Here is a 22,858-nt window from a genome sequence, read left to right as displayed (position 1 = left end):
CTACTGCAGAGGATTCGCGAGGAGCGAAAGCTCCGGATTGGCCTCCAGCGCTTCTTTGCAATAATCGCAAACCACCTTAACGGTGACATCCCCATTCGGGTTATACGATATTATATCTCTCCGTTCTTCGGGGGTCAAGAAATGGAAGCCCAGCTGATACTCATTCACTTGTTCTTGACGAATCTCCCCAATAGACGTCTGGCAATGACGGCAAATATACTTAACGGTCATTTGCTCTTCCTCCTCCCCGCTTTGCCGGGCAAAGCGCTTCTTAACGGGCAACAGCCGCCGGTTTCGTCCGGGCTATCTGCGGCGCCATCATCCTTAGTATGACCAGGAGTGGAGTAAATTAGCCTTATCTTAGAGCTTGAAAGCTCGACCTAACCGTTAAATTTCGCCATCGTCTGCTCAAACGTATGTCCCAAAGCATACTCCATCGCATCACAGGTGGAATCGAGCACATTAGGCATGCTCCGGAATTCCTCTTTGCTAAAAGCGCTCAATACGTAATCGGCAATGTCCCGACCCGGTGCCGGACGAGAGATGCCCATCCGGATTCGATTGAACGTTTGGGAGCCCAGATGCTGTATGATCGATTTGATCCCATTGTGTCCCCCCGCGCTGCCCTGATACCTCAACCGGATCTTGCCGAATGGCGTATCCAAATCGTCATATACCACGACCAGATCGTCCGGGGACGCCTTATAAAAATCCATAAATGCCCTCACGGACTCTCCGGATAGATTCATGTAGGTCTGCGGCTTCAAGAGCACTACCTTCTCTCCACCCACCATTCCTTCTCCCAACAAGCCTTTGCATTTGCTCTGCGAGATTTTGATGCCGTGCTTCTCGGCGAACCGGTCCAGCGCCATAAAGCCGATATTGTGCCGGGTCATTTCGTACTGCCGCCCCGGATTGCCGAGGCCCACAAACCATTTCAAGCCAACTGCTCCTTTCGATACCATCCAAGTAACTCCTACAATTCATCATACCCGAAAAAGAGCCTCAAGCCAACTTCACACTTCATCTTAGCGCGCTCCAGCAGCATATCCTAAAGTTAGCGGAATACAATTTAAAAGCGTGCCGACTCACTGATCGGCACGCTTCCTTATAACCTCCGGACGGGTCGTCCGGACGGCCCATTATACGGTCTTGTCCGCTTCCTGTTGTTCCTTCTCAAAAGCTCCCTCAACCTTGGCTGCCGGCTCGTCAGCGGCAGGCTCCTCCTCGGCTTCCTTCTGAGGCAGCAGAATCGTTGCCAGCACATCGTTCTCGTCGGTTTTGACCTCAATACCGTTAGGCAGCTTCAACTGCGAGACGAGGATGTTCTCGCCGATCTCCAGATTAGCGACGTCGACCTGCACCTCGCTTGGGATCTGCTGCGGCAGGCAGCGAATCTCAATCTCATGGTGCTGGATTTGCAAAATACCGCCAGCCTTGACGCCGGCCGGGTCTCCGATAAATTCAAGGCGGACCGTCGTGGTGACGGGCTCATCCATATTGATTTGATGGAAATCGACATGCAGCGGCTGACGACTAAAAATATCGCGCTGCACCTCATTGATCATCACCGGCTGCTTGCCAAACCCCGGCACATCCATATCGATAATGCCGTTCGGGTTCGTTTTGAGCAGGGTAAGCAGCTCCTTTTGATCGATGGCAATCGGCGTTTGCGTCACTTTTTTCCCGTAAACGATACCGGGTACTTTTCCTTGGGCGCGCAAACGGCTGCGATCACCCTTCGTTCGGCCTGTACGAGCTTCCGCTTTTAACGATGCTGCCATAGCTAAACCTCCTTCAATTTGGGCAAGCCCAAGCTTCTACTAATTTACCCAATTGAAAGAGGTTCGAAACATAAAAAGGAAAATTGATCTTGTATCTGAAAAGGCAATTACGGACGATTTTTCTTTAATTGCTCTTTCTTTGCCGCAAATTTGGCATGAAGCTTATCGGCGTAACCCGGCTTATTTACCTGCCGCTCCCTAGCAATGGCAAGATCTCCCGCTTCCACATCGTTTGTGATGGTCGAGCCCGCGACGACATACGCGCCCTTGCCGACAGTGACCGGAGCGATCAGATTGACGTTGCTGCCGATGAAGGCCTCTTCCTCTACCCGGGTCAGCTGTTTGTTGTATCCGTCATAATTCACGGTAATCGCGCCGCAGCCAAAGTTGACGTTCCGCCCAATCTCCGCGTCACCGACATAGCTCAGATGTGAAACCTTCACGCCATCAGCGAGCTTGGCATTTTTAATCTCGACAAAATCACCGATTTTCACGTTCTCGCCCAGATCCGAGCCCGGACGCAAGTAAGCGTAAGGGCCGACCGTTGTTCCGGTGCCGATCGCCGCTTCCTGAAGCACTGAATACTTGACCTTGACGCCGCTTGCGAGCGTGCTGTCCGTAATATCGGCCTGAGGCCCGATAACACAGTCCTCCCCGATGACGGTTTTGCCCCGCAAAATCGTACCTGGCAAAATAACAGTGTCCGCACCGATCTGCACATCCGCTTCGATATATGTATTCAAAGGATCGATGATCGTTACCCCTTCTAGCATATGCCTGCGGTTAATGATCTGGCGCATGTCCGCTTCCGCCTGTGACAAAGCCAGCCGGTCATTGACACCGATGGATTCCCGGTTATCCCGCAAAATACAGCCTTCGATCTTTTCACCGCGGCCAGCCAGAATACTGATCACATCGGTAAGGTAGTATTCATTCTGGGCGTTGTCATTCTTTACGGACGCAAGCGCGTCGAATAGCTTCCGGTTATCGAAGCAATAGGTGCCTGTATTGATTTCTTGAACCTTGCGCTGTTCGTCATTGCAGTCCTTCTCTTCGACAATTCCGCTTACACTCCCCTGGACATCCCGAATAATTCGGCCATATCCCCGGGGCTCGTCGATCACCGCCGTCAAAATCGTAGCCGCCGCCCCTTTTTCCCGGTGGGTCCGGATCATGTCCTGCAGCGTTTCTTCGGAAACCAGCGGCGTGTCTCCGCAAATCACAATGGTGAGCCCGTCCTCCCCTTCAAGCAGCGGTTTGGCCTGCAGAACGGCATGACCTGTCCCGAGCTGCTGCTGCTGAAGCACATATTCCACACGATCGCCCAAATACGCTTGAACCGCTTCAGCGCCATGGCCTACCACAACAACCGTACGCGAAGTATGTATATGTTCCAGTGCGGTGACTACGTGGCCGACCATAGGCTTTCCGCACACCGGGTGCAGCACTTTATACAGCTTTGATTTCATTCTCTTGCCCTGCCCTGCGGCAAGCACGATTCCCATGACGTTCAAGCATTCCAACCCCTTCGTTCAAGTTAATCATTCTTTGATAGTATACGGGGCGGGGTCTGCAAAATGCAATCAGCCCGATTCCCTATTTCTTCAGGAAAAAGAAAAAAGAGCCCTCAGGCTCTTTTAGAACATCATCTTATGCCCCTTCTTCAATCACTTCTTCATCCGTCGCGGCCCGTTCATATTCTGTCAGCACCGCCGCCTGGATCTTCTCGCGGGTAGAAGAGGAAATCGGGTGAGCGATGTCTCTGAATTCCCCGTCCGGCGTCCTTTTGCTCGGCATGGCTACGAACATTCCGTTGTTACCGTCAATCACACGAATGTCATGCACTACAAATTCGTTATCGATGGTAATGGAAGCAATGGCTTTCATTCTGCCCTCGGAATTTACCCGACGAAGTCTGACGTCTGTTATTTGCACCTCTAGTTCACCACCTTTTTCCATCTTGTTGACTTGAGGTATAAATTCCACATTTTAGGGCAAATTCCTGCTTCCTATCCGAAATTTTTCTGAATTTTTATAAATAATTTATCTTTTTAAAATTATTCGACATTTAACGCCGCGATCAGCTCGATTTCGACAAAAACATCCTTCGGAAGCCGTGCTACCTCTACCGTCGAACGCGCCGGCCTATGATCTCCGAAATAAGAAGCATAGATTTCATTGATCTGTCCGAATTGATTCATATCTTTAATGAATACAGTTGTCTTTATAACATCCTGGAACGTCGCTCCGGCTGCCGCAAGCACTGCGCTCAAATTGCGGAATACTTGATGCGTTTGCTCTTCAACGCCTCCCGGTACGACTTGGCCGTCCAACCCAAGCGGAATCTGCCCTGACGTAAATAAAAGCGATCCGACCCGAATCGCCTGTGAATAGGGACCTATAGCGGCTGGAGCCTGGTCCGTTGCAATGGAATTCATGTTCGCCATTTATGAATCACTCCTCATCATAGGTATCGCCTTCGCGAAAATAGTTGCCCGGCTCGACCGAGATTTGTTTCGTCTTCGGGTCTACATTGGACAGCTTGGCCAAAGAAATGTAATCCTCCACCAGATGCTCCTCCACTTCACCCGATTCAACAAATACGCCGACACCCTTCACCGTAGCTTTAAATTCCTGCAGCAGGTCCATCATCCCGTGGATTGTACCGCCGACCCGCATGAAATCATCGATAATCAATACCTTGGACTCTTCTTTCAGCGCACGCCGCGATAAGGACATCGTTTGAATCCGCTTGTTCGATCCCGATACATAGTTGATGCTTACCGCCGAACCCTCGGTTACCTTATTGTCCCGGCGTACAATAACAACCGGCAAATTCAAATACATCGCCGTGGAGTAAGCCAATGGAATACCCTTGGTTTCCACCGTCATCACCACATCAATGTCTTTGCCTGCAAATACGGATGCAAACATTTTGCCCACTTCGTTTAAGATCATCGGCTGACCCATGATGTCGGACATATATAAATATCCGCCCGGCAGTATTCTCTCCGGCTGTTCAAGCTGCCGGCACAGCTGGTTTATAAACTGCAGGGAATGGCCTCTCGATACTTTCGGGATGAATTTGACACCCCCCGCCGCGCCTGCAAGCGTCAGCAGCTCCCCAAGACCTTCTTCTTCAAACACTTCCTTAATGATGGCCAAGTCCTCGCTGATGGAAGATTTGGCGGAGTTATAGCGATCCGCGAAGGTCGTCAAAGGAATTAATGTATGGGGGCGAAATAGCAAGTATTGGGTCATTTCCACCAATCTTGCGCTTCTTTTCATTTTTTTCATCGGTGCACCCCCTGATTACGCCGTATATTATAATAAAATCCGAATAATATAATGAAAATATAACATTTTTATACGTATTTATACAAGCACATCGTGAAAATTATAATGACACCAAGGTAACATGAGAACTTGGGTCAAGTAAGCAGTCTTACGGCGTACACATCCTTGCAAAAGCCTCGCAGACCGTTATATATACGGGGAACCTTGGCTTCTTTCGAAACCAGACCAAATACGGTAGGACCGCTTCCCGACATCAGTACGCCATCGGCCCCCAGCTTCGACATGACTTCCTTCAGCTGCCTTACCTCCGGATACAGCTCCAACGTAACTTCCTCCAGCACATTGCCGAGCTCACCGCACAGCTGTTCGAACCTTTTCTCCCGGATCGCCTCCAGCACTCCTGCGGTAGAAGGATGCTTCCGGATGGCTCCGGCCTGCAGCTTCCCGTAGATTTCCGACGTAGATACATTAATCGGGGGCTTGGCCAAAATAACCCAGCATTGCGGCGGCGAATCGATCGGTTCCAGCCTCTCTCCCCGTCCCCGCGCGATCGCAGTACCTCCCGCTACGCAAAAAGGCACATCCGAACCAAGCTCTTCTCCAAGCTTCTGCAGTTCCTTTGTTGAGATTCCAAGCTTCCACAACCGATTGAGGCCGCGCAAGGTAGCCGCAGCATCGCTGCTCCCGCCGGCAAGGCCTGCAGCAACCGGTATTTTTTTATCCAAATGAATATAGACTCCCTGTTTTACGTCATACCTCTCTTTGATAAGACGAGCGGCTTGAAAAGCAAGATTCTTTTCATCCAGCGGTATGTACCCGGCTTGGCTCGATATAATGATCGTATCGCGCGGAAGCTCCTGCATTTCGATCCGATCCGCCAGGTCGACCATGGTCATGACCATCTCCACTTCATGATAGCCATCTTCACGCTTATATAATACATCCAGGGACAAATTGATTTTTGCCGGAGCTTTTTCGAATACCTTCATAGGACACCTTCTTTACACCTGTCTGCTCCATAAAAAACGGGCTTGACGTTCTTCTCCTATACTATACCAAAAACGCCACAAAAAAAAGCTAAAGCCGCCTCTTGGACGCTCTAGCTTTCTATAGGGCGATTACGTTCTGGAGTACGGCGAGTGCATCGGCTTAGTAACGGGCGGCTGCAATCCGCCGTACCTCGGCACAGGAGTTTCCTGAGTCTGCATCGGCATGATTCCATGTGCTTGAATCGCACCGTATCCAGGAGTCGTCCCGGTGCCTTGAGCTTGAGCCGGATTCTGCTTCTGCACCGTTCCTTCGGCAATTTGGATCGCCCGCTTTACCATATTTCCCGCATCCTTCGTTCTTATACCTCCCCAGCCTTCACGCTGGACGGTTTCGTAGAAGCCAAGGTCTTTGGCAAGCTCATATTTGAACGTATCGGACATAACCCCTCGGCGATTTCTTCGACCCATCACCATACCTCCTTCGATTGGTTAGAAGTTAAGGCTAGTATGCTTCCGTTTCAAAAAATCATACGCTCTATGCAACTTTGCCGAAGGCAGCCTCGTCTAAGTAGTAAGCAAATAAAAACGGCTGACCGCGTGAGCAAGCCAACCGTTTTATGTATTATTGATGTATTGTTATCCGTACTTCTCCATCATCGCTTTGCACCGTCACTTCAACCGATTCCGTCAAAATGTCTGCATAGCTGTAAGAAACACGCTTGAAGGTCTGCTGTTCTTGATCCAGTTTCACAATAAATACGGAAGGGTAGGTTTCCTCCAATACACCGGATCTTTCGATTGTCTTTCGGCGACCGCCATTTGCTTTTAACATAATCTTTTGTCCGACATGAGGTTCCAAACTGCGTTTGATATCCAACAGCGTATTTTTTGCCATTGATTACTACCACCTCTTTCCCTTTCAATTATAACTCAACAAAGGTAGTATGTCAATTTGAGCCGAATATTATATCAATCATCCAAACATGTTGTCAACGACTTTTTTCCTTGATTTTGGCACCATTAACGCTAGCTCCCTTCAATAGCGTTCACATAATTGTCAAAAAATAACACGCGATTTAGGAGCAGCAAAAGAAAAAGCACCTTGCGGCGCTCAAGTCTGATTCACGTATTGAATTTTGGGTACACCTCGTCGATAGCTGCCTCGTGATTCGATCCCGCCGAGCCCTTCCAAACCGCTGTGCGTAAGCCCGATGACATCTACTATATTCACCGTATCGCGAATGGGCGTGTAAGCGACTTTAGCCGCCACACACAGCGGATCAAGCGCGTGAATCAATACGCGGGCCGGGGAGCTGGCATAATTGGCGCCGGCCTGCAGCAGCGCTTCAAAATGGGATTGGCAGGCACCGGCAATAATGGTCAATGCATCACGGTTTTTTTCATATTGTCTGGCGATGCGCACCGCATTGACGAAATTATGCGAATTTTTATAGCTGCTAAGCGCGGACACATCGCCCGAACTCCGCTGCTTTAGAATACCGTCATGTCCGGTCACAACTACAATATCGGGCTGGATTTGCGGCAGCAGGCGATAGAGCGCATCGGCCATATGGGCCTCCGTCACATAATATCCTTCTGCCGGAACCCGGAGCTCTCCATATAAAGCCATGCATTTGCGCAAATAGACCGGATCGCCATCCAAGTGCAGCACTTTACCCGGCACGTCAAAATAATCCGATCGCGAATGGGGGGCTGCACCCGGGATTGTATTTGCTCCCCAGCTATCGGTTTGGTAGGGGTCGGCTTGGATTTGAGAAGCATTCGTTCGCCTCATGGCATCGATCCATTTCGGTCGTAGCGTACCCGAATATTGAAAAGGATCAAGCTGAGGAACGGGTTCCAAATCGAAAAGCGGAGCATCTGCCAAGAGCCGAAGCTCCACTCCACGAAGCACCGCCTGCCGCTGCACGATTTCTTGTATTTTGAAAACAATGTCACCGCCATACGACTTACGAGTGACCAGGTCTCCCTGTTTCATGGCTGCATCGCCTCCTCGTCTATCGTATGGCGAGGATAGGCAAATGGTGCAGGCGATTCGCCCATATAGCCCAATATCGAGATTTAACTGGAGCTTAGGGCTTTGGCAAGATTCCGGCTTAATACCGAAAATTCTGCCATAGACAAGGTTTCTCCTCGGCGGGAGGGTTCGATGCCTGATGCTTGTAGAATGGCTTCCAGGCTGCTCTTCGTTTCCTTGGTGAAATATTTCGCGGCCAGATTGTTATATATCGTTTTGCGCCGCTGCACGAAGCTGGCTTGCACCACTTCAAAGAAAAATTCCTCATCATCCACATCGACCGGCGGCTTCTCCCTCACCTTCAACCGAATGACGGCGGAATCTACATTCGGCTGCGGGATAAAAACAGTGCGCGGGACGATGGCTATGACTTCGGGGATACAGTAATACTGAACCGCAATACTAAGACTGCCATACTCTTTGCCCCCAGGCTTTGCAGCCATCCGATCGGCCACTTCCTTCTGAATCATGACTACGATATTCTCGAGCGGCAGCTTTTCTTCAAGCAGCTTCATGATAATCGGAGTGGTCACATAATAAGGGAGATTGGCGACTACACTAACCTGCGGGACGTCTTGAAAAAGCTTCTCGAAAAGCTCCTTTAAGTCCACCTTCAGCACGTCGCCGTGGATTACGGTGGTCTGAGGATAGGGGGATAGTGTCTCTTCGAGCATCGGCAGCAGTCTTTGGTCAATTTCAACGGCCACAACCCGACCTGCCGCCTTGCTAAGCTGCTGTGTCAAGGCCCCGATTCCGGGACCGATTTCCAACGCCCCCTTTTGAGGAGTCAACTCCGCGGCAGCGACGATTTTATGTAAAATATTATGATCGATGAGAAAGTTTTGACCTAAGCTTTTCTTCAAGGTGAAGCCGAACTTCTGCATCAGTTCCTTGGTTCTTTTCGGCGAAGCGATGTCCTCCCAAGACGCTTGTCCTGCACCCGCCGAATCTGTATTGTGATTGGTATTCATGGCTTATCCCTCATTTTCATCCAAATACCGCCGTGCCGCCTCAAATTCTTCTCTTGTAATTTGAAACATGCGGCAGCGATGATAAAACTGCTTTCCGTTACAATATCCGATACCAAGGCGTCTGCCCATTTCGAGCCTTCTGGCCGCTGCGGCCGGATGAACGATTAGCCCGGCTTCCATCAGATCGTCCCATTCAATATCCGAATCTTGTGCCATATAATCCGTTCGCACGTTAGCGAGCGCTAAGCGAATCGCTTCAACCGATGCATTCTCTACTCCGATGTCGCCACGGCTCTTGGCCTCCTCCTGTGTCAGGAATGCATGCTTGCAGCCCGGCACTTCTCTGGCGATGATTTTGCGTATCCGTTCACCTGCATGATCGGGGTCGGTAAAAATGATCACGCCCCTGCGTTCCTGCGCAAGCCGGATGCGCTTTAGCACCTCTTTATTGATTGCCGAACCGCCGGTTTCGATCGTTTCCGCTTCGACAGCCCGTTTGATCGCAACCGTATCGTCCTTGCCTTCAACCACAATAATCTCTTTGATCATGAATCCATTGTACCTTCTTTCGTAACAAGAGAAAAGAAGAGGGACGTCAGCCGTACCTCTTCTTGAACTGTTCTATATATGATGAGTCTGCCCTAATTGCCCATCCTTAATCAACCGACGGCTTCTTAGGACCAATGACATATACGGTTGCTCCTTGTTTGGTACCGAAGCGTACGGCATAGTCATGGCTTTCGAAATAAACGTCGATTTTATTCCCTTTGACTGCGCTGCCGGTGTCTTCCGCTCTGCGGAAGCCCAGCCCTTCAATATAAACCCACCAGCCCATTGGAATAACCTTTGGATCGACTGCAATCGTGCGACCTTCCGTTACTCTCGCACCTGACGCCGTGATTCCATACTGCGGATGATCGGGATCCTTTCCTGTGGAAGCCGGCCCCGCGCTGTACGCAGTCAGTTTCACGTTATTGATGACCTGTTTAACGTCAAATTTCACTCCGTTTTTGGTCAACTGCTCCAATGTCGGCGAAGACGAAGATAATGTCACTACCGGATTCTTCGTTCCGACCGCAATAATCCTTTGTACACTTTCAGCTTGAACCTTTTCGTCAACGATCTGTTCGGATACGAGCACACCGTCTTCATATACTTTTTCTTTCTTTTTGAGCAGAACTCCCTCTTGCCCCTCTTGAACAACCTGTTCTTTGCCCCTGATCAGCTTCGGCTCCGTCTTTTTCACCGTTTCGAAGGCGATCGGTTCTTTGATTTCCTCGATATCTTTCTTAACACGGACAATTTTGACTTCGCTGTTTTCGTCTATCGCCGAATCTAAAGCGGGAGTCACCTTATCGAGCTCATTTAGCGTGATCTTCTGATCCGCAAATAGCTGCTCCACCGTTTCCCCTGTCGTATATACGGTTTTTGTTTGTCCACCGTCTGTCAATTGTACTGGCATGGCTTTCTCGATAATGACTCGGTCTCCCGATTCCATCGAAGCCTCCAAAGAATGCGACACACGGTCGTGCTCTCCGACAGAGATGCCTTGCTCATCCAGAATGTGCTGCAGAACTGTTTCTCTCGTTTGGAAAGTTTGCTCTTTCCCGTCTACAACCACCGATACGCTTTTGATTGACGTACCGTAATACATGATCAAAAACATGAAAGTCATAGCGAATAATATGAGTGCAATGATCGATATCATACGCAAGTTTTCATGCTTCCATCGCAATGCGAAGGACAAGCTGGATGATCGTCTTTCATGGGTTTGTTCTGGTGTCACAACTCCCACTTGTTCGGTCCTCCTTAAAGCCCCGCCATCCGAGTGTTATGCATGATTTGATCTGACGCGACTATGGTAAAGTTTATTCTTCTCCAATTACCAACGTTTGCTTCAACGGCTATCAGAACCGCACTTGCCTAAATCGACCTCCTGGAATTGTATTTTATGAACCGGCTTGGACATTTATCCCAATGACGGGGGAAACAAAAAAAGTCAGCGGAGAAGAGGAACCTTCCCGTGACTTTTCTCATTTTCCGAAAATGAAAAGTTAAGCCGACGACAAATGTTACCTCTCTCTAGACGCTTACGAGGTTAGCTGACGGATTCGGACTTGAGAGTCGCCCTACTCGGGAGCAGCTTCCTGCCCCAAGATTCACCCCAAAATAACATCCCATCTATCAACAGCCTAGCGCTGTGATATCCGCGATGCGGTTCCCCCGTTCCCTTACGGAACTCAGCGATGTTGGAAATTTGGCAATCGTATGAAGTTAATATTGAGTGTACGATGCGAAGGCTTGAATTGTAAAGTATACAAACTTTGAAAAAAAGCTTGAATTATAATCATTTTTGATTATTTTTCAGAATTTATTGAACCAAAACCATCTTTCTCTTGGATGCTTATAGTTTTTCATCCTGTTTTCTTCGATTATCTTGTTTTGGATAAAAAATGGCATGTCCTATTTTGTGTGAAAATTCACTTTATACCGAAAACTGAAACGGCATTCTTGGATGTAATTTCAGCCAATTCTTCCAGCGAGATCCCTTTGATTTGGGCTGCCGTCTCGGCTACAAGACGAACATAAGACGACTCATTTCGCTTTCCGCGATACGGATGCGGAGCTAGGTAAGGCGCGTCCGTTTCAATGAGCAGCCGGTCCAGCGGAACCTTTTCCAGCACTTCCTTGGGCTGCTTTGCATTCTTAAAGGTGACCGGTCCGCCAAAAGAGATATAGAAATTCATGTCCAGGCACATTTTGGCTGTTTCCCAGCTTCCGGAGAAACAATGCATCACCCCGCCGACCTCCGCCGCCTTCTCCTCGCGCAGAATTTGCACAACGTCGTGATGCGCATCCCGGTTGTGGATGACGATCGGCATGCCGAGCTTTCGCGCGAGCCGGATTTGTTCACGAAACACTCGGGCTTGTACATCCTTGGGAGACGTGTCCCAATAGTAATCCAGACCGATTTCTCCAATGGCTACTACCTTCTCATGCCGGCAAAGCGATTCGATCCATTCCAAATCCTCTGGGGTCATATCCTTTGCGTCCGTCGGATGCCAACCTACGGTCGAATAGATAAAGTCATATTTTTCCGCCAAGGCGATCGAGCTGGGAATGGTTTCCCGATTAAAGCCGACATTGATCATTCGACCAATTCCGTTCTCTCTTGCCCTTGCGATCACTTCGTGTCGATCTTCATCGAAAGCTTGCACGTTTAAGTGCACATGGGTGTCGATTAACATAACAATCTCCTTTTCACCATTACGTTAATGTGAGTTAGGACAGACCTAACAGGATGCGAACATCAGCGTCCAATTCCTGCACATGATTCAGCAGCAATTCTTCAGGGTAATACAAATGGAATTTACCCATATGAATACCGCTGATCGAGCGGACAATCTCTGATTTCCGGGAGATTTCCGACAGCGTGTTTTTGGAATCCAGCAGCAGGATAGGCAGCTTTTCATCCTGTTCGCCGGGACGGTACACATCATACGACAGATCCGATGGGAAATCAATTTTCAGGTAATAATCGGGGTCGATTCCAAGGCTTCGCATCAGGCCTCCCAATTGATCGGACAGTCGGGTATCAGAACGCTCAAGCGTTATATATTTGAACAACCGCCGCTGTAAAAACCGGGAGCACAAATCGGATAAAATCGGATCCTCTTCCATGGACCACTGCAGCAGTACCGTTTGCATAAACGCTTCATCCAAAAAGTAATATTCGTCGACCGACAGCTGCTGTTTAAACAGCTTATGGAGAGGCGCAATCATGAATTGAAACCAATATCCTTCTTCATAAAGCTTTTTGGCTCTTTGAAAAATGTTTTGGAGCACCACTTCAGCACTGCGGGTTACCGGGTGAAAATAAACCTGCCAATACATTTGGTAGCGTGACATCAAATAATCTTCGACAGCATGCATGCCGCTCTCTTTGACTACAATATGACCTTGATACGGACGCATAACCCGCAATATACGGTCTAAATCAAAGGTACCGTAATTGACCCCGGTAAAATAAGCGTCTCGAATCAAATAATCCATCCGGTCCGCATCCAATTGGCTGGATACAAGACTCACGACGATCTCTTTGTGATAGGTTTTGGAGATGACGTCGGCCACTTGCTGAGGGAAGGCCGGAGAGACGCGACGCAGCACTTGATTGACTTCTGTATCTCCCAGAACAATTCGGCACGACCATTCTTCGTGGTGAGTGCCGAACGTTTTTTCGATTGAATGAGAGAACGGCCCGTGTCCAACGTCATGCAGCAAAGCGGCGCATAAGCAAAGCAGCCGCTCCTCTTTCGGCCAATCCTCGTATTGATTCCGCTCAAACTGGGATATGATTTTACGTGTGACTTCATAAACGCCAAGTGAATGAGAAAACCGACTGTGCTCTGCCCCGTGAAAAGTCAGAAAGCATGTGCCGAGCTGACGAATACGACGCAGTCTTTGAAACTCCTTTGTATTGATCAGGTCCCAAATGGTTTGGTCTTGCACATAAACATACTTATGTACAGGATCCTTAAATACCTTTTCTTCTTTCAACGGCGCATTCATAGTCTTCCTCCTTAAACATTGAACTATGATTCGACAAGAAATCTTAATAAATTCAAATGAAATGTCGAATAGTGTCGAATTTAATTGTCATTTTTTTCTTCATATTGTAAATAACCCATTTCATATATTACTGAAAAATCGTATTTTTCGTGACAGTGCGCTTCATAAAAGTGTGTGTTAATTCACAATATCTTCGATTTTTCCTTCAACTTATAGCAAATATAGAGCTGGATTCCATAAAATAACATAAAATCCATGCATTTTTTTGTTGACTATTTTGGGAATGGTTGGTATCATAAATCGTAAAGAATTATGTCGAATCATGACGATTAATTTTCTTCCACAATGCTTCATAAACTTATAACTTCTTGGAGAGGGGAAACTTTATTATGATGAAATCTACTGGGATCGTAAGAAAAGTCGATGAGCTGGGTCGTGTGGTTATTCCCATCGAGCTTCGTAGAACATTAGGCATCGGTGAAAAGGATGCTCTTGAAATTTATGTAGACGGAGAGCGCATTATGTTGAAGAAATATGAGCCTGCATGTATCTTCTGCGGGAATGCTGAGAACGTCTCTTATTTTAAAGGAAAAATTGTTTGTCACGAATGTTTATCTGAAATGCCAATACCTGTGACAAAATAAAAAAAATAAGGTATAATGAAGATAGCAATTTTATCTAAGGTAATTCTAACCTTTTTCATATCTCCTCTATAACCCCAATTCGTGGTTTCCACGAATTGGGGTTCTTTTTTTGTCATCCCCTTAAGCCCCCTTAAGCGAATGCATCCGATGCCGGCAATCCTGCACATTGCTCTTAGGGGGACCCCATGGGCGGCTGCCCCTGGTCCCCGCTCGGCACCTTGATGCTCCTTTGAGCGGGAGGAGCGCTAACGTTCGGAATCACCTCTTGGATGAAAGTCCTCGGGCACAGCAATGCTCAAACCTCAAAACCGTGAATTGCGTACGGATCAGCTGCCCTGATGAAGCAAATTATACAGCTCGCGCTTGGGAACGCCGCGGTCTTGAGCGGCGCGTCTCAGTGATTCCTTGTGATCAAGGCCCTCAGCCTCGTACCGTGCTACATGCTCCTGAGGCGTCAAACCCGTCCACCATAAGGCATCATCGTCGGTTTCGGATTCGCCGGCACCTCGAATAACCAGACAATACTCTCCCTGGGGCGGGTATTCGTCCAAGTGTGCCAAGCACTCTCGTACCGTACCGCGGATGGCTTCCTCATACTTTTTGGTTAGCTCCCGGATCAGACAAATTTCACGTTCTTCTCCGAGCACATCCGCCATGGCCGTTAACGTTTTGACAAGCCGGTGAGGTGATTCATAGCAGAGTACTGTACCCGGCTCACGCTTAAGTGCTGTAAGCTCCTTTTCCAGCGGTTTCTTGTCTCGCGGCAGAAAACCTACAAAAGTGAACCGCTCTGTCGGCAGCCCCGACATGATGAGCGCGGAGAGCGCGGCATTAGCACCGGGAACCGGTATAACATCTATTCCTGCGTCAATCGCCTGCCGCACCAAATCCGCCCCGGGATCGCAAATGGCCGGCAGCCCTGCGTCACTGACCAATGCGATGGAATCGCCTGCTTGCATCAACCGTACCAGTTCCGGTCCGCTCGCATGTTTATTGTGTTCGTGGTAGCTGACCATCCGCGTGCCAATGTCGAAATGAGTAAGCAGCTTGCGCGTTTGCCGGGTGTCTTCAGCGGCAATCCACTGAGCTTCCTGCAGAACGCGAACCGCCCTGTACGTCATATCCTCGAGATTACCGATCGGTGTTCCGACCAAATACAGTTTTCCTCGCTGCCCTCCAGCATCATGATAACTCTTTTGTATGTTCACGATTATCTATTCCTTCTATTATATATGTTCATTTGTATAAGCAAGCTTGTCCCGTCGTCCATAGTACACCTCAAACAGTTCATCGGTATATTCTTTTTCGTTCTTGTACACTACCAGCGGCGGCAGCAAGCGCACTTCGGGCTTGCCATCACGCAGAGCCTCGATTAGTACCATGTTTGATTCAGCATCCGCCCGCGGGTGAACAAAGCGAATCCGTTTCGGCTCCAACCGGTACTTTCGCATGGTGCAGCAAATATCAACCAACCGGCTTGGCCTATGTACCATCGCTACCCGGCCGCCGCTGCGAACAAGCTGACTGCTTACCCGCAGGACATCATCCAGCGTACAGTGCACCTCGTGCCGGGCCGCCGCGACGTGAGCATTGACATTCTGCTCCCCATTGGGAACGGGGAGATAAGGAGGATTAACCGTTACCAGATCAAATCCCCCGTGACCCAAATCATCGGTCGCATTGCGCAAATCGCCATGGATCATCGTGATTTGATTTTCCAAGCCGTTAAGCAATACATTGCGTTCTCCCATATTGGCGAGCCGCTCCTGAATCTCGACTCCGGTTATGGATGCGCGGGTTCGCGTTGTCAGCAGCAGCGGAATGACCCCATTGCCTGAACACAGATCGATAATTTTCCCCTTATGGGGAACGGAACAAAATCTGGCCAACAGTACCGCATCCATGGAAAAACTGAAAACCTCATCGCTTTGAATGATTTTTAGCTGTTGAGTCAATAAATCGTCGATTCGCTCGTATTCATATACCGGTACTTGTTCCAACATGAAGCTCCTCTTTCCTTCAAAAAAACCGTAGAGAAGTCAATCCTCCCTACGGTTCGCATTTATTTATTCAAGAATGACATGCAAAACAAACAATCGCCTTCCGTGCGCAGATGCCCGTAATTGACGTTACAAATGTGGAATCCTTCATGATAGATGCGGGCAAGATTGTCATAGCCTTCACCGGAAGGCTCCTTGACTAGAACGGAAGCGGCCGCAGTATCCGCACTTGCGTCCGCGACTTTACCTACCGCCTGAAGAGCTGGAGTGACCGGCTCCGTCTCTTTCTTTAACAGCTTACGCAGCTGCTGATTTTCAATACTCAGCCGCTTGTTTTCTTCGAGCAGCTCAACAATTTGCCGCTTCAAAGATCCGAGCTCGGAATGAATCGCACCCGTTTGCTCTTCCAACTGTTCGATTTGTACGAATATATCTCTTTTATTCACTCTTTCTTCACCTCAAGCCGCAGAAGCAGCAACAAGCTTAGAGCTGCTCCACCACATCATCCAAAGGAAGATCCATCACTTTTTTGAGTTCAAAAATTTGTACCTTTGCCGTGCGTTCGGACACGTTTAATGAAATCAGTCTACCGTTTCCGAATGATGTAATCACTTCGCTGCCAATACGAGGCAAATCATCCTTGGCACTTTCGTAATTATCATGCTCATATTTCAAGCAGCACATTAATCGTCCGCAAAGACCGGATATTTTTGTCGGGTTAAGCGACAAATTTTGATCTTTGGCCATTTTGATCGATACCGGCTCAAAATCTCCCAAGAACGAAGAGCAGCACAGAATGCGTCCGCATGGCCCGATGCCTCCCAGCATCTTGGCTTCGTCTCTGACACCGATTTGGCGCAGCTCGATGCGCGTCCGGAAAATCCCGGCCAGGTCCTTTACCAGCTCACGGAAGTCCACTCGCCCTTCCGCTGTAAAATAAAAAATAATCTTATTGCGATCAAATGTATATTCAACATCTACCAGCTTCATACGAAGCTGGTGATCCTTAATCTTTTCCTGACAAATGGCAAATGCATTATGGGCCGCCTGCTTATTATCCTCTACCAGCTTGGCGTCTTGCTGGTCAGCAATGCGAATAACTTTCTTCAGCGGAAGCACCACATCCGACTCCCCAACCGTCCTGCGGCCGATCACAACCTTCCCGTATTCAACGCCGCGAGCGGTTTCCACGATGACGGCACTATCTTGGTCGACCTGAAGATCACTTGGGTCAAAGTAATAAATTTTGCCCGCTTTTTTGAAGCGAACACCTACTACGGAGAACAATCCTACACCCCCTTAAGCTTCATAAATATATTTTCCAGCGCCAGCTGGGAATTGGCATTAAAACGCAATCGCTTCTGCGTCTCTACCGCCTGCTCGAGACAGGCGATCCAATGCTCGATCGGGTAAGATAAGGCTTGCTTCGACATCCAATCGGCCTGATCCGAATAAATCAGTTCGTTCTTATTGCCTAGGCTAAGCTGTACCATATCCTTGAGCCATAATATGAGCATGTCCATAAATTTTGGCAGTTGTTCAGAAAATTCGCCCTTTGCAAGCTTCTGCTGTGCGGTCAGCAGAGCGGCAGGCAGCCGGGTCAAGCTTTCTCTTACTAATTGTATCACTAGGTTTCGAAGTTCTGCAAACCCATTTCCTTGAATCAGCCTGCGTGCCGCCTCGGTTCCCGCCGCCATATGCACAGCGGCTTGCACCAGAACAGCCGGATGCCCTTCTTGCATGAGCGCCATTTGCATCTCACTTCTCCCCATTGGCGTAAAGGGTATCCACTGTGATCTCGAACGGATGGTCGGAAGCAAGGCTTGACCGTTATCCGTAATCAGAATGGCCACAACCCGGGATGCAGGCTCTTCCAAAAATTTAAGCAAGCTGTTCGCAGCCTGAACGGTCATTTTTTCGGCATCCTCGATGATATACATCTTGATTCCCGAAGCCGAGGCACGGTAAGCGAATTGCTTTTGCAGCTCCCTGATCTGCTCAATCTTAATGGAAGCCCCGTCCGGCTTTACTTCGTGCAAATCGGGATGGTTTCCATGCTCTACCTTGCGGCAGTCTAGGCATTGCCCGCAGGCATCATCGGTCAGCACCTTGCAATAAATCGCTTGTGCAAAGGCTTTGGCCATCGCCCGTCGTCCCGTTCCTGACGGGCCGGTGAAAATGTAGGCATGCGATATCTTATCCATTCGGAGACTGTTTTGCAAAATACGCTTTACACGTTCCTGTCCTGCTATGGATTGAAAAGACATGACTGTCTCTATTCCTTTCCGCTTAAAAAGACAAATTGATGAGGAGGCCGCGAATTTCACCGATTTTCTGGAGTAAATCAATGCGTCCTTGCTCACTATCCAGTAAATCCTCGGCCAAACCAAGCAGTCCCCGGTCAATCTCCTCAAGAAGCTTGTACCGTTTAGCCCTGCCGCGCCGGTCCCAGCCGCGTGTCTCCCGCAGATGTACACCGCGGCGCGCGGTTTCCTCCAGGTACTGCTTGACAAGCAGCTTATACTGCCGCAGCTCCCGTACGGTCATCGATTTGGCCAGCCGCTGCCCCTGCTGCTCAATTTGCTGCAAAATGCGTTGAAGCTGCTCCCGGGTAGCTCTTTCGTCCTGATGCTGCATCATATCGCTAAACGACTTTTGCTGAAGCTGCTGAGATGAATTGTTCTCGCTTCTTATGATTTCTTTACCGAAAGGCCGCCAGCCCGGGTTGATTTTCACATCATCCGCATCCTTTTTTCTTAAAAGTGTTCAAAACGCTCGACTGGAAGCACGAATACCGCGGCTCCCCCCACCTGAACCTCGACCGGGAACGGAATATATGAATCGGTTGTTCCTCCCATCGGAGATACCGGGGTAACCATCTGCTCCCTGATTTTGCAGTTGGCGTTAATGACCTGAAGAGCCTCATTCACCCGTTCGTCTTCCGTACCGATCATAAACGTCGTATTCCCCGCGCGTAAGAACCCCCCTGTACTTGCCAGCTTCGTAGCGCGAAAGCCTTCTTTAATCAATGCGTTGGACAAACGATTGCTGTCTTTGTCCTGCACAACGGCAATAACCAACTTCATACATCCAGCCTCCTTTGCCAAATGAATGATCATCCGCTTCCCTACATTAATAATTAGACAACGAATACACTAATTCCTTCTATTATATAATATAGGCTCGATTTTCTATCACATTGTTTTGTTATATTATACTCTCCCAGGGAGTTTTAGGTTCACGATTTGCTTCAGCTCACGGAGCACATCATCTAGCCCCTGCTCCGCATCCAACCTTATGATCCGATTCGGATATCGCTCCAGCAGCTGCAGATAGCCTTCCCTGACCTTATGATGAAACGTCATCGATTCCAAATCCAGCCGATTGATCTCCCGCCCTTGATCTGCACGAATCCGGGCAAGCCCCGTCTCCGGCTTCACATCCATAAAAAGCGTAAGATCAGGCATCCATTCTTCAACGGCAAAACGATTAATGGCCTGTATATCATTGAGGCCCAGACCCCGGGCATACCCTTGGTAGGCCAAGCTGCTGTCGATAAACCGGTCGCATACGACCACCTTGCCCGCTTGCAATGCCGGAATGACTTTTTCAACCAAATGCTGACGTCGTGCTGCCGCGTAAAGCAGCGCTTCGGTGCGGGCATCCATAGCTGTATGGCTTTTGTCCAATATAATGGTACGAATATGTTCTGCAATTGGAATACCGCCAGGTTCTCGGGTCGATACGACTTCATAGCCGCGTTCAACCGCTTGATCTATAATAGCGCCGATCGCCGATGTTTTCCCGGCTCCTTCGCCGCCCTCCACCGTTATAAAAAATCCTTGTCTCACGATCCAGTCTCCTCATTCCCCTGCTTGATAACCGGCACGCTTCCTGACTTTGCCACATCATACCCATGAAACCGGGAACCAAGTGCCGCAAGACGTTCCAAATAGGCCGCTGTCTGTTTCGTAATCGTCTCTCCCGGATACAGCACCGGGATCCCCGGCGGATAGGGAACGATCATCTCCGCGGCCCTTCGGCCTGCGCACTCGGCAGCCGGTATGATCTCCACCTCATAGGAATCAAAGTGATCTTGATCCCAGCCGAACGCTACAGGCTCAGAAATGCCCCACGCCAACACCTCGCTCTCCACCCGCTGAAAGACCGGCTCTGATGCAGGAAAGTTTGATGAATCCTTGTCGATGTCGTTAAGCGCTTCGGATAAGCGTTCTCCGTCCCGGAGCGTAGTGGCTATGCTGAATATACACAGCACATGCTTCGGATCCGCTAATTCCGGGTAACAGCCGCGAAGCTCCAGCTGCTCTTTTAAGGCATAGCCTGAAAGCTGATTTGTCCTATCGCTTAACACCATTTTGAACGGGTCCTGTTTACAGCTGTACCCGGATAATAAACGCTGCGGCACGGCACTCAGCTTCCAACGCTTCTGCGTGTTAAGGAGATTGCGAATGTCGTTCATCGTCTGCAGCCCTTGCTCCATTACTTCCGTACCTTGCTTCGCCATCAACCTCCGGCTTACATCAAGACTTGCCATGATAGGATAAGAAGGACTCGAACTCTGAAGCATAGCGAGCGATTTTCGGAGCAAACGGCGGTTAAGCCGTTCACCCTGTACATGCAGCATAGCCCCCATCGTCATCGCGGTGAGCATTTTGTGAGTAGATTGCACTACCACATCCGCCCCCGCAGCCAGCGCCGAAGCCGGCAAAGCCGGATGAAACCCAAAATGAGCGCCGTGTGCTTCATCTACAAGCAGAAGCTTTTCTTGGCCATGCAGCAATTGGGCCAGAGAAGTAAGGTCTGCAGCAATCCCGTAATAGCTTGGATTCGTCACAAACAGCCCTTTGGCTTCGGGATAACGATGCAGAGCCTGTTCCACGTCCCGAATGCGAAGGCCGATCGTTAATCCCGATTGCTCCTCGTACTGCGGAGTAATAAAAACAGCCCGCGCTCCCGCCAGGGTAAGCCCGTGAATGACCGACTTGTGCACATCTCTTTGTACAAGCAGCAGATCTCCCGGACGACATGCGGCCATAATCATAGCGAGGTTCCCAGCCGTACTGCCGCCTACCAGGAATAACGTTTCTTCCGCGCCAAAGCAATCTGCAGCCAGCTCCTGCGCTTCTTTAATCGCTTCTTCCGGGTGGTACAGATCATCCAGTCCGGGAATTTCCGTCAGGTCTATATTCAGTACGCTCCCGTAATGCTCCCCGGCGTTTAAATACGAATGAACCCTCGATTTATGACCAGGTACGTGCAGGCTGACCGCATCCCTTCGTATATGTGCCGCAAGTTGATCGAAGAGCGGTGCTCTATGATGTAATCCCATGAAAATCCTCATTTCACTAACCGATATTACACGTATTGTACCAAACAAAAAAGCCCACTTCCATCCTTATTCAGGACAAAATGAGCTGATGCACGCTATGCTTCATGCATTTTTTTTATAACAAATTTGCCTCATTTGGTGAATGAAAAACGGATATTTGGGGTCGCTGACATCTGTTCTGACCATCTCGTTCTCACAATCCTCACATATGAATTCCGATATAATCATGATGCCTTGTTTCTTATCCCGTCCACAGATGATGCAGGGGCCTGTACTTTCTTGCTGCAGCGCATCGCCCATTTCAATCACCTCTATTCTTTTATCTATCAGTATGTCCGCTTCTCTCAAGAATAAACTGTTCTAAAGTATCTTTATGTTATCGTGCCTCTCAGGTGCGATGTTCCTTAACATTTGAGTAAAGCTTACCGATATAAAGTATGAAATCAACTATTCGATAGATAGGTGGATGCAGCTGTGAATACCTATAATAAACCTAATGATAGAGCCTTATCCAAAGAGTCGACCATCTACCACTATCGTCTGCTAAAGCGGATTCATAATAAACCCATTTATTCTTATATCTTCTGGTCAGTGACGGTTATAGTACCGATACTCTCTTTTTTTCTGCTTCATCCTGCAGCGGTATTGGTTGGTTGTGTCGGGATCCCCAGCCTGCAAGCCTTTATTATTCACTTGCTACTCCAAACCAAAGAAAAATATATACTCGGAACATGGAGATGGTCCTTTCGATTCCCTTGGCTTGGATACACCCCCAACAGCCATATCTCATTGGCCAAAGTTGTCCGGCTTCATCTTCATACGTTGTGGATCGTCCTTATTATTTTAGGATGCTTCTATCCGTGGCTAGCACCTATGTATTTAGTTTATTTACTGTTCATCCATACCTGGTTTTTACTTCCCCGTCTTCTTCTGCTTTTCCTGCTTCGTAAGCATATATCGAATGGATATTTGAAAATTAATGATAACGACACGTCCTGCTATGCTCAATAGCGGGACGTTCGCTTATCCTCTTTATAGCATGTGGTCGATATCAAAGCGTTGTCGTTCAGGTCAAGCATATAAATTCGGATAATCGAGTAGGAGGGGGCGCCTAGCCCCCGACCTCTCACACCACCGTACATGCGGGTCCGCATACGGCGGTTCCAAAAGGTTAACAAAGCTCTAAATAACGAGAAAGCAAACTTCTCAGCCCTTT

Annotated in this window: 28 protein-coding genes, 1 pseudogene and 1 riboswitch; of the genes and pseudogenes, 2 read left to right on the top strand and 27 right to left on the bottom strand. The window is 48.9% G+C overall.

The window, feature by feature from the left end:
- From fin to ACZYR9_RS24160, 16 genes and pseudogenes are all read right to left on the bottom strand, one after another.
- Entirely contained in the window at positions 1-231 is a 231-nt protein-coding gene (gene fin / locus ACZYR9_RS24235; RefSeq protein ID WP_488980983.1) for an anti-sigma-F factor Fin, read from the bottom strand.
- A gap of 149 nt (positions 232-380) precedes the next feature.
- Positions 381-941, bottom strand: coding sequence for an aminoacyl-tRNA hydrolase (gene pth / locus ACZYR9_RS24230; protein ID WP_488980982.1), 561 nt, complete (start codon positions 939-941; stop codon positions 381-383).
- Positions 942-1,142: 201 nt separating this feature from the next.
- Positions 1,143-1,784 carry a 50S ribosomal protein L25 gene (locus ACZYR9_RS24225; RefSeq protein ID WP_488980981.1) on the bottom strand — a complete coding sequence of 214 codons (642 nt, stop codon included), beginning with the start codon at positions 1,782-1,784 and terminating at the stop codon, positions 1,143-1,145.
- Between the two features lie 107 nt (positions 1,785-1,891).
- Entirely contained in the window at positions 1,892-3,298 is a 1,407-nt protein-coding gene (gene glmU, locus ACZYR9_RS24220; protein WP_488980980.1) for a bifunctional UDP-N-acetylglucosamine diphosphorylase/glucosamine-1-phosphate N-acetyltransferase GlmU, read from the bottom strand.
- A 136-nt stretch (positions 3,299-3,434) separates the two neighbouring features.
- The gene (spoVG, locus tag ACZYR9_RS24215; RefSeq protein WP_488980979.1) at positions 3,435-3,719 is read right to left on the bottom strand and encodes a septation regulator SpoVG; all 285 of its coding nucleotides are present in this window, start codon (positions 3,717-3,719) and stop codon (positions 3,435-3,437) included.
- Positions 3,720-3,841: 122 nt separating this feature from the next.
- Complete coding sequence (locus ACZYR9_RS24210; protein WP_488980978.1) at positions 3,842-4,231, bottom strand: RidA family protein; 390 nt, start codon at positions 4,229-4,231, stop codon at positions 3,842-3,844.
- 7 nt (positions 4,232-4,238) lie between these two features.
- Positions 4,239-5,081, bottom strand: coding sequence for a pur operon repressor (purR, locus tag ACZYR9_RS24205; RefSeq protein WP_488980977.1), 843 nt, complete (start codon positions 5,079-5,081; stop codon positions 4,239-4,241).
- A gap of 134 nt (positions 5,082-5,215) precedes the next feature.
- A complete protein-coding gene (gene ispE, locus ACZYR9_RS24200; protein ID WP_488980976.1) occupies positions 5,216-6,070 on the bottom strand; it encodes a 4-(cytidine 5'-diphospho)-2-C-methyl-D-erythritol kinase in 855 nt (284 codons plus the stop codon).
- A gap of 288 nt (positions 6,071-6,358) precedes the next feature.
- Positions 6,359-6,538, bottom strand: a pseudogene (locus tag ACZYR9_RS24195) (small, acid-soluble spore protein, alpha/beta type); the annotation flags it as partial.
- Between the two features lie 154 nt (positions 6,539-6,692).
- Positions 6,693-6,965, bottom strand: coding sequence for a biofilm formation stimulator Veg (veg, locus tag ACZYR9_RS24190; RefSeq protein ID WP_488980975.1), 273 nt, complete (start codon positions 6,963-6,965; stop codon positions 6,693-6,695).
- Between the two features lie 216 nt (positions 6,966-7,181).
- Complete coding sequence (gene yabG / locus ACZYR9_RS24185) at positions 7,182-8,069, bottom strand: sporulation peptidase YabG (protein WP_488980974.1); 888 nt, start codon at positions 8,067-8,069, stop codon at positions 7,182-7,184.
- Between the two features lie 83 nt (positions 8,070-8,152).
- Complete coding sequence (gene rsmA, locus ACZYR9_RS24180) at positions 8,153-9,079, bottom strand: 16S rRNA (adenine(1518)-N(6)/adenine(1519)-N(6))-dimethyltransferase RsmA (RefSeq protein WP_488980973.1); 927 nt, start codon at positions 9,077-9,079, stop codon at positions 8,153-8,155.
- 3 nt (positions 9,080-9,082) lie between these two features.
- Positions 9,083-9,628 carry a ribonuclease M5 gene (gene rnmV / locus ACZYR9_RS24175; protein WP_488980972.1) on the bottom strand — a complete coding sequence of 182 codons (546 nt, stop codon included), beginning with the start codon at positions 9,626-9,628 and terminating at the stop codon, positions 9,083-9,085.
- Positions 9,629-9,734: 106 nt separating this feature from the next.
- Entirely contained in the window at positions 9,735-10,874 is a 1,140-nt protein-coding gene (locus ACZYR9_RS24170; RefSeq protein WP_488980971.1) for a resuscitation-promoting factor, read from the bottom strand.
- Positions 10,875-11,150: 276 nt separating this feature from the next.
- Positions 11,151-11,335, bottom strand: a riboswitch (cyclic di-AMP (ydaO/yuaA leader).
- A 224-nt stretch (positions 11,336-11,559) separates the two neighbouring features.
- On the bottom strand, positions 11,560-12,327 hold the full coding sequence (locus tag ACZYR9_RS24165) for a TatD family hydrolase (protein WP_488980970.1): 768 nt from the start codon (positions 12,325-12,327) through the stop codon (positions 11,560-11,562).
- Positions 12,328-12,361: 34 nt separating this feature from the next.
- Positions 12,362-13,648 (bottom strand): HD domain-containing protein, encoded by a 1,287-nt coding sequence (locus ACZYR9_RS24160; RefSeq protein WP_488980969.1) that lies wholly within the window; start codon positions 13,646-13,648, stop codon positions 12,362-12,364.
- 389 nt (positions 13,649-14,037) lie between these two features.
- Here ACZYR9_RS24160 and ACZYR9_RS24155 point away from each other — a divergent pair, with 389 nt between their 5' ends.
- Positions 14,038-14,292 (top strand): AbrB/MazE/SpoVT family DNA-binding domain-containing protein, encoded by a 255-nt coding sequence (locus ACZYR9_RS24155; protein ID WP_010501678.1) that lies wholly within the window; start codon positions 14,038-14,040, stop codon positions 14,290-14,292.
- A 326-nt stretch (positions 14,293-14,618) separates the two neighbouring features.
- Here ACZYR9_RS24155 and rsmI read toward each other — a convergent pair whose 3' ends face one another.
- From rsmI to ACZYR9_RS24105, 10 genes are all read right to left on the bottom strand, one after another.
- Entirely contained in the window at positions 14,619-15,500 is an 882-nt protein-coding gene (rsmI, locus tag ACZYR9_RS24150; RefSeq protein WP_488980968.1) for a 16S rRNA (cytidine(1402)-2'-O)-methyltransferase, read from the bottom strand.
- Between the two features lie 18 nt (positions 15,501-15,518).
- Positions 15,519-16,295, bottom strand: coding sequence for a tRNA1(Val) (adenine(37)-N6)-methyltransferase (locus ACZYR9_RS24145; RefSeq protein WP_488980967.1), 777 nt, complete (start codon positions 16,293-16,295; stop codon positions 15,519-15,521).
- 59 nt (positions 16,296-16,354) lie between these two features.
- Entirely contained in the window at positions 16,355-16,738 is a 384-nt protein-coding gene (locus tag ACZYR9_RS24140; protein WP_488980966.1) for an initiation-control protein YabA, read from the bottom strand.
- A gap of 37 nt (positions 16,739-16,775) precedes the next feature.
- On the bottom strand, positions 16,776-17,579 hold the full coding sequence (locus tag ACZYR9_RS24135; RefSeq protein WP_488980965.1) for a PSP1 domain-containing protein: 804 nt from the start codon (positions 17,577-17,579) through the stop codon (positions 16,776-16,778).
- A 2-nt stretch (positions 17,580-17,581) separates the two neighbouring features.
- A complete protein-coding gene (gene holB, locus ACZYR9_RS24130; RefSeq protein WP_488980964.1) occupies positions 17,582-18,559 on the bottom strand; it encodes a DNA polymerase III subunit delta' in 978 nt (325 codons plus the stop codon).
- A gap of 22 nt (positions 18,560-18,581) precedes the next feature.
- Entirely contained in the window at positions 18,582-19,028 is a 447-nt protein-coding gene (locus ACZYR9_RS24125) for a YaaR family protein (protein ID WP_488980963.1), read from the bottom strand.
- Between the two features lie 20 nt (positions 19,029-19,048).
- Complete coding sequence (locus ACZYR9_RS24120) at positions 19,049-19,378, bottom strand: cyclic-di-AMP receptor (protein ID WP_488980962.1); 330 nt, start codon at positions 19,376-19,378, stop codon at positions 19,049-19,051.
- A gap of 126 nt (positions 19,379-19,504) precedes the next feature.
- The gene (gene tmk, locus ACZYR9_RS24115) at positions 19,505-20,143 is read right to left on the bottom strand and encodes a dTMP kinase (RefSeq protein ID WP_488980961.1); all 639 of its coding nucleotides are present in this window, start codon (positions 20,141-20,143) and stop codon (positions 19,505-19,507) included.
- Positions 20,140-21,642, bottom strand: a complete 1,503-nt coding sequence (locus tag ACZYR9_RS24110; RefSeq protein ID WP_488980960.1) for an aminotransferase class I/II-fold pyridoxal phosphate-dependent enzyme — start codon at positions 21,640-21,642, stop codon at positions 20,140-20,142. The genes tmk and ACZYR9_RS24110 overlap by 4 nt, the downstream gene beginning before the upstream one ends.
- A 102-nt stretch (positions 21,643-21,744) precedes the next feature.
- On the bottom strand, positions 21,745-21,942 hold the full coding sequence (locus ACZYR9_RS24105; protein WP_488980991.1) for a sigma factor G inhibitor Gin: 198 nt from the start codon (positions 21,940-21,942) through the stop codon (positions 21,745-21,747).
- A 174-nt stretch (positions 21,943-22,116) separates the two neighbouring features.
- Here ACZYR9_RS24105 and ACZYR9_RS24100 point away from each other — a divergent pair, with 174 nt between their 5' ends.
- Positions 22,117-22,653 (top strand): hypothetical protein, encoded by a 537-nt coding sequence (locus ACZYR9_RS24100; RefSeq protein ID WP_488980959.1) that lies wholly within the window; start codon positions 22,117-22,119, stop codon positions 22,651-22,653.
- Here ACZYR9_RS24100 and ACZYR9_RS24095 read toward each other — a convergent pair.
- Positions 22,647-22,858 (bottom strand): hypothetical protein (locus ACZYR9_RS24095; RefSeq protein WP_488980958.1); only part of this gene is annotated, 212 nt, incomplete at its 5' end. The genes ACZYR9_RS24100 and ACZYR9_RS24095 overlap by 7 nt on opposite strands.

The sequence above is a fragment of the Paenibacillus sp. F024 genome (assembly GCF_057814255.1).
The sequence above is the reverse complement of the archived record's forward strand: the minus strand, read 5'-3'. Positions and strand labels throughout refer to the sequence as shown.

Excerpts from the sequence above, each read along its gene's own strand:
- ACZYR9_RS24160 (WP_488980969.1), bottom strand. The coding sequence starts at position 13,648 with ATGAATGCGCCGTTGAAAGAAGAAAAGGTATTTAAGGATCCTGTACAT.
- ispE (WP_488980976.1), bottom strand. The coding sequence starts at position 6,070 with ATGAAGGTATTCGAAAAAGCTCCGGCAAAAATCAATTTGTCCCTGGAT.
- ACZYR9_RS24225 (WP_488980981.1), bottom strand. The coding sequence starts at position 1,784 with ATGGCAGCATCGTTAAAAGCGGAAGCTCGTACAGGCCGAACGAAGGGT.
- rnmV (WP_488980972.1), bottom strand. The coding sequence starts at position 9,628 with ATGATCAAAGAGATTATTGTGGTTGAAGGCAAGGACGATACGGTTGCG.
- purR (WP_488980977.1), bottom strand. The coding sequence starts at position 5,081 with ATGAAAAAAATGAAAAGAAGCGCAAGATTGGTGGAAATGACCCAATAC.
- veg (WP_488980975.1), bottom strand. The coding sequence starts at position 6,965 with ATGGCAAAAAATACGCTGTTGGATATCAAACGCAGTTTGGAACCTCAT.
- fin (WP_488980983.1), bottom strand. The coding sequence starts at position 231 with ATGACCGTTAAGTATATTTGCCGTCATTGCCAGACGTCTATTGGGGAG.
- ACZYR9_RS24145 (WP_488980967.1), bottom strand. The coding sequence starts at position 16,295 with ATGTTGGAACAAGTACCGGTATATGAATACGAGCGAATCGACGATTTA.
- ACZYR9_RS24105 (WP_488980991.1), bottom strand. The coding sequence starts at position 21,942 with ATGGGCGATGCGCTGCAGCAAGAAAGTACAGGCCCCTGCATCATCTGT.
- ACZYR9_RS24210 (WP_488980978.1), bottom strand. The coding sequence starts at position 4,231 with ATGGCGAACATGAATTCCATTGCAACGGACCAGGCTCCAGCCGCTATA.
- holB (WP_488980964.1), bottom strand. The coding sequence starts at position 18,559 with ATGTCTTTTCAATCCATAGCAGGACAGGAACGTGTAAAGCGTATTTTG.
- ACZYR9_RS24155 (WP_010501678.1), top strand. The coding sequence starts at position 14,038 with ATGATGAAATCTACTGGGATCGTAAGAAAAGTCGATGAGCTGGGTCGT.
- rsmA (WP_488980973.1), bottom strand. The coding sequence starts at position 9,079 with ATGAATACCAATCACAATACAGATTCGGCGGGTGCAGGACAAGCGTCT.
- ACZYR9_RS24110 (WP_488980960.1), bottom strand. The coding sequence starts at position 21,642 with ATGGGATTACATCATAGAGCACCGCTCTTCGATCAACTTGCGGCACAT.
- ACZYR9_RS24165 (WP_488980970.1), bottom strand. The coding sequence starts at position 12,327 with ATGTTAATCGACACCCATGTGCACTTAAACGTGCAAGCTTTCGATGAA.
- yabG (WP_488980974.1), bottom strand. The coding sequence starts at position 8,069 with ATGAAACAGGGAGACCTGGTCACTCGTAAGTCGTATGGCGGTGACATT.
- ACZYR9_RS24120 (WP_488980962.1), bottom strand. The coding sequence starts at position 19,378 with ATGAAGTTGGTTATTGCCGTTGTGCAGGACAAAGACAGCAATCGTTTG.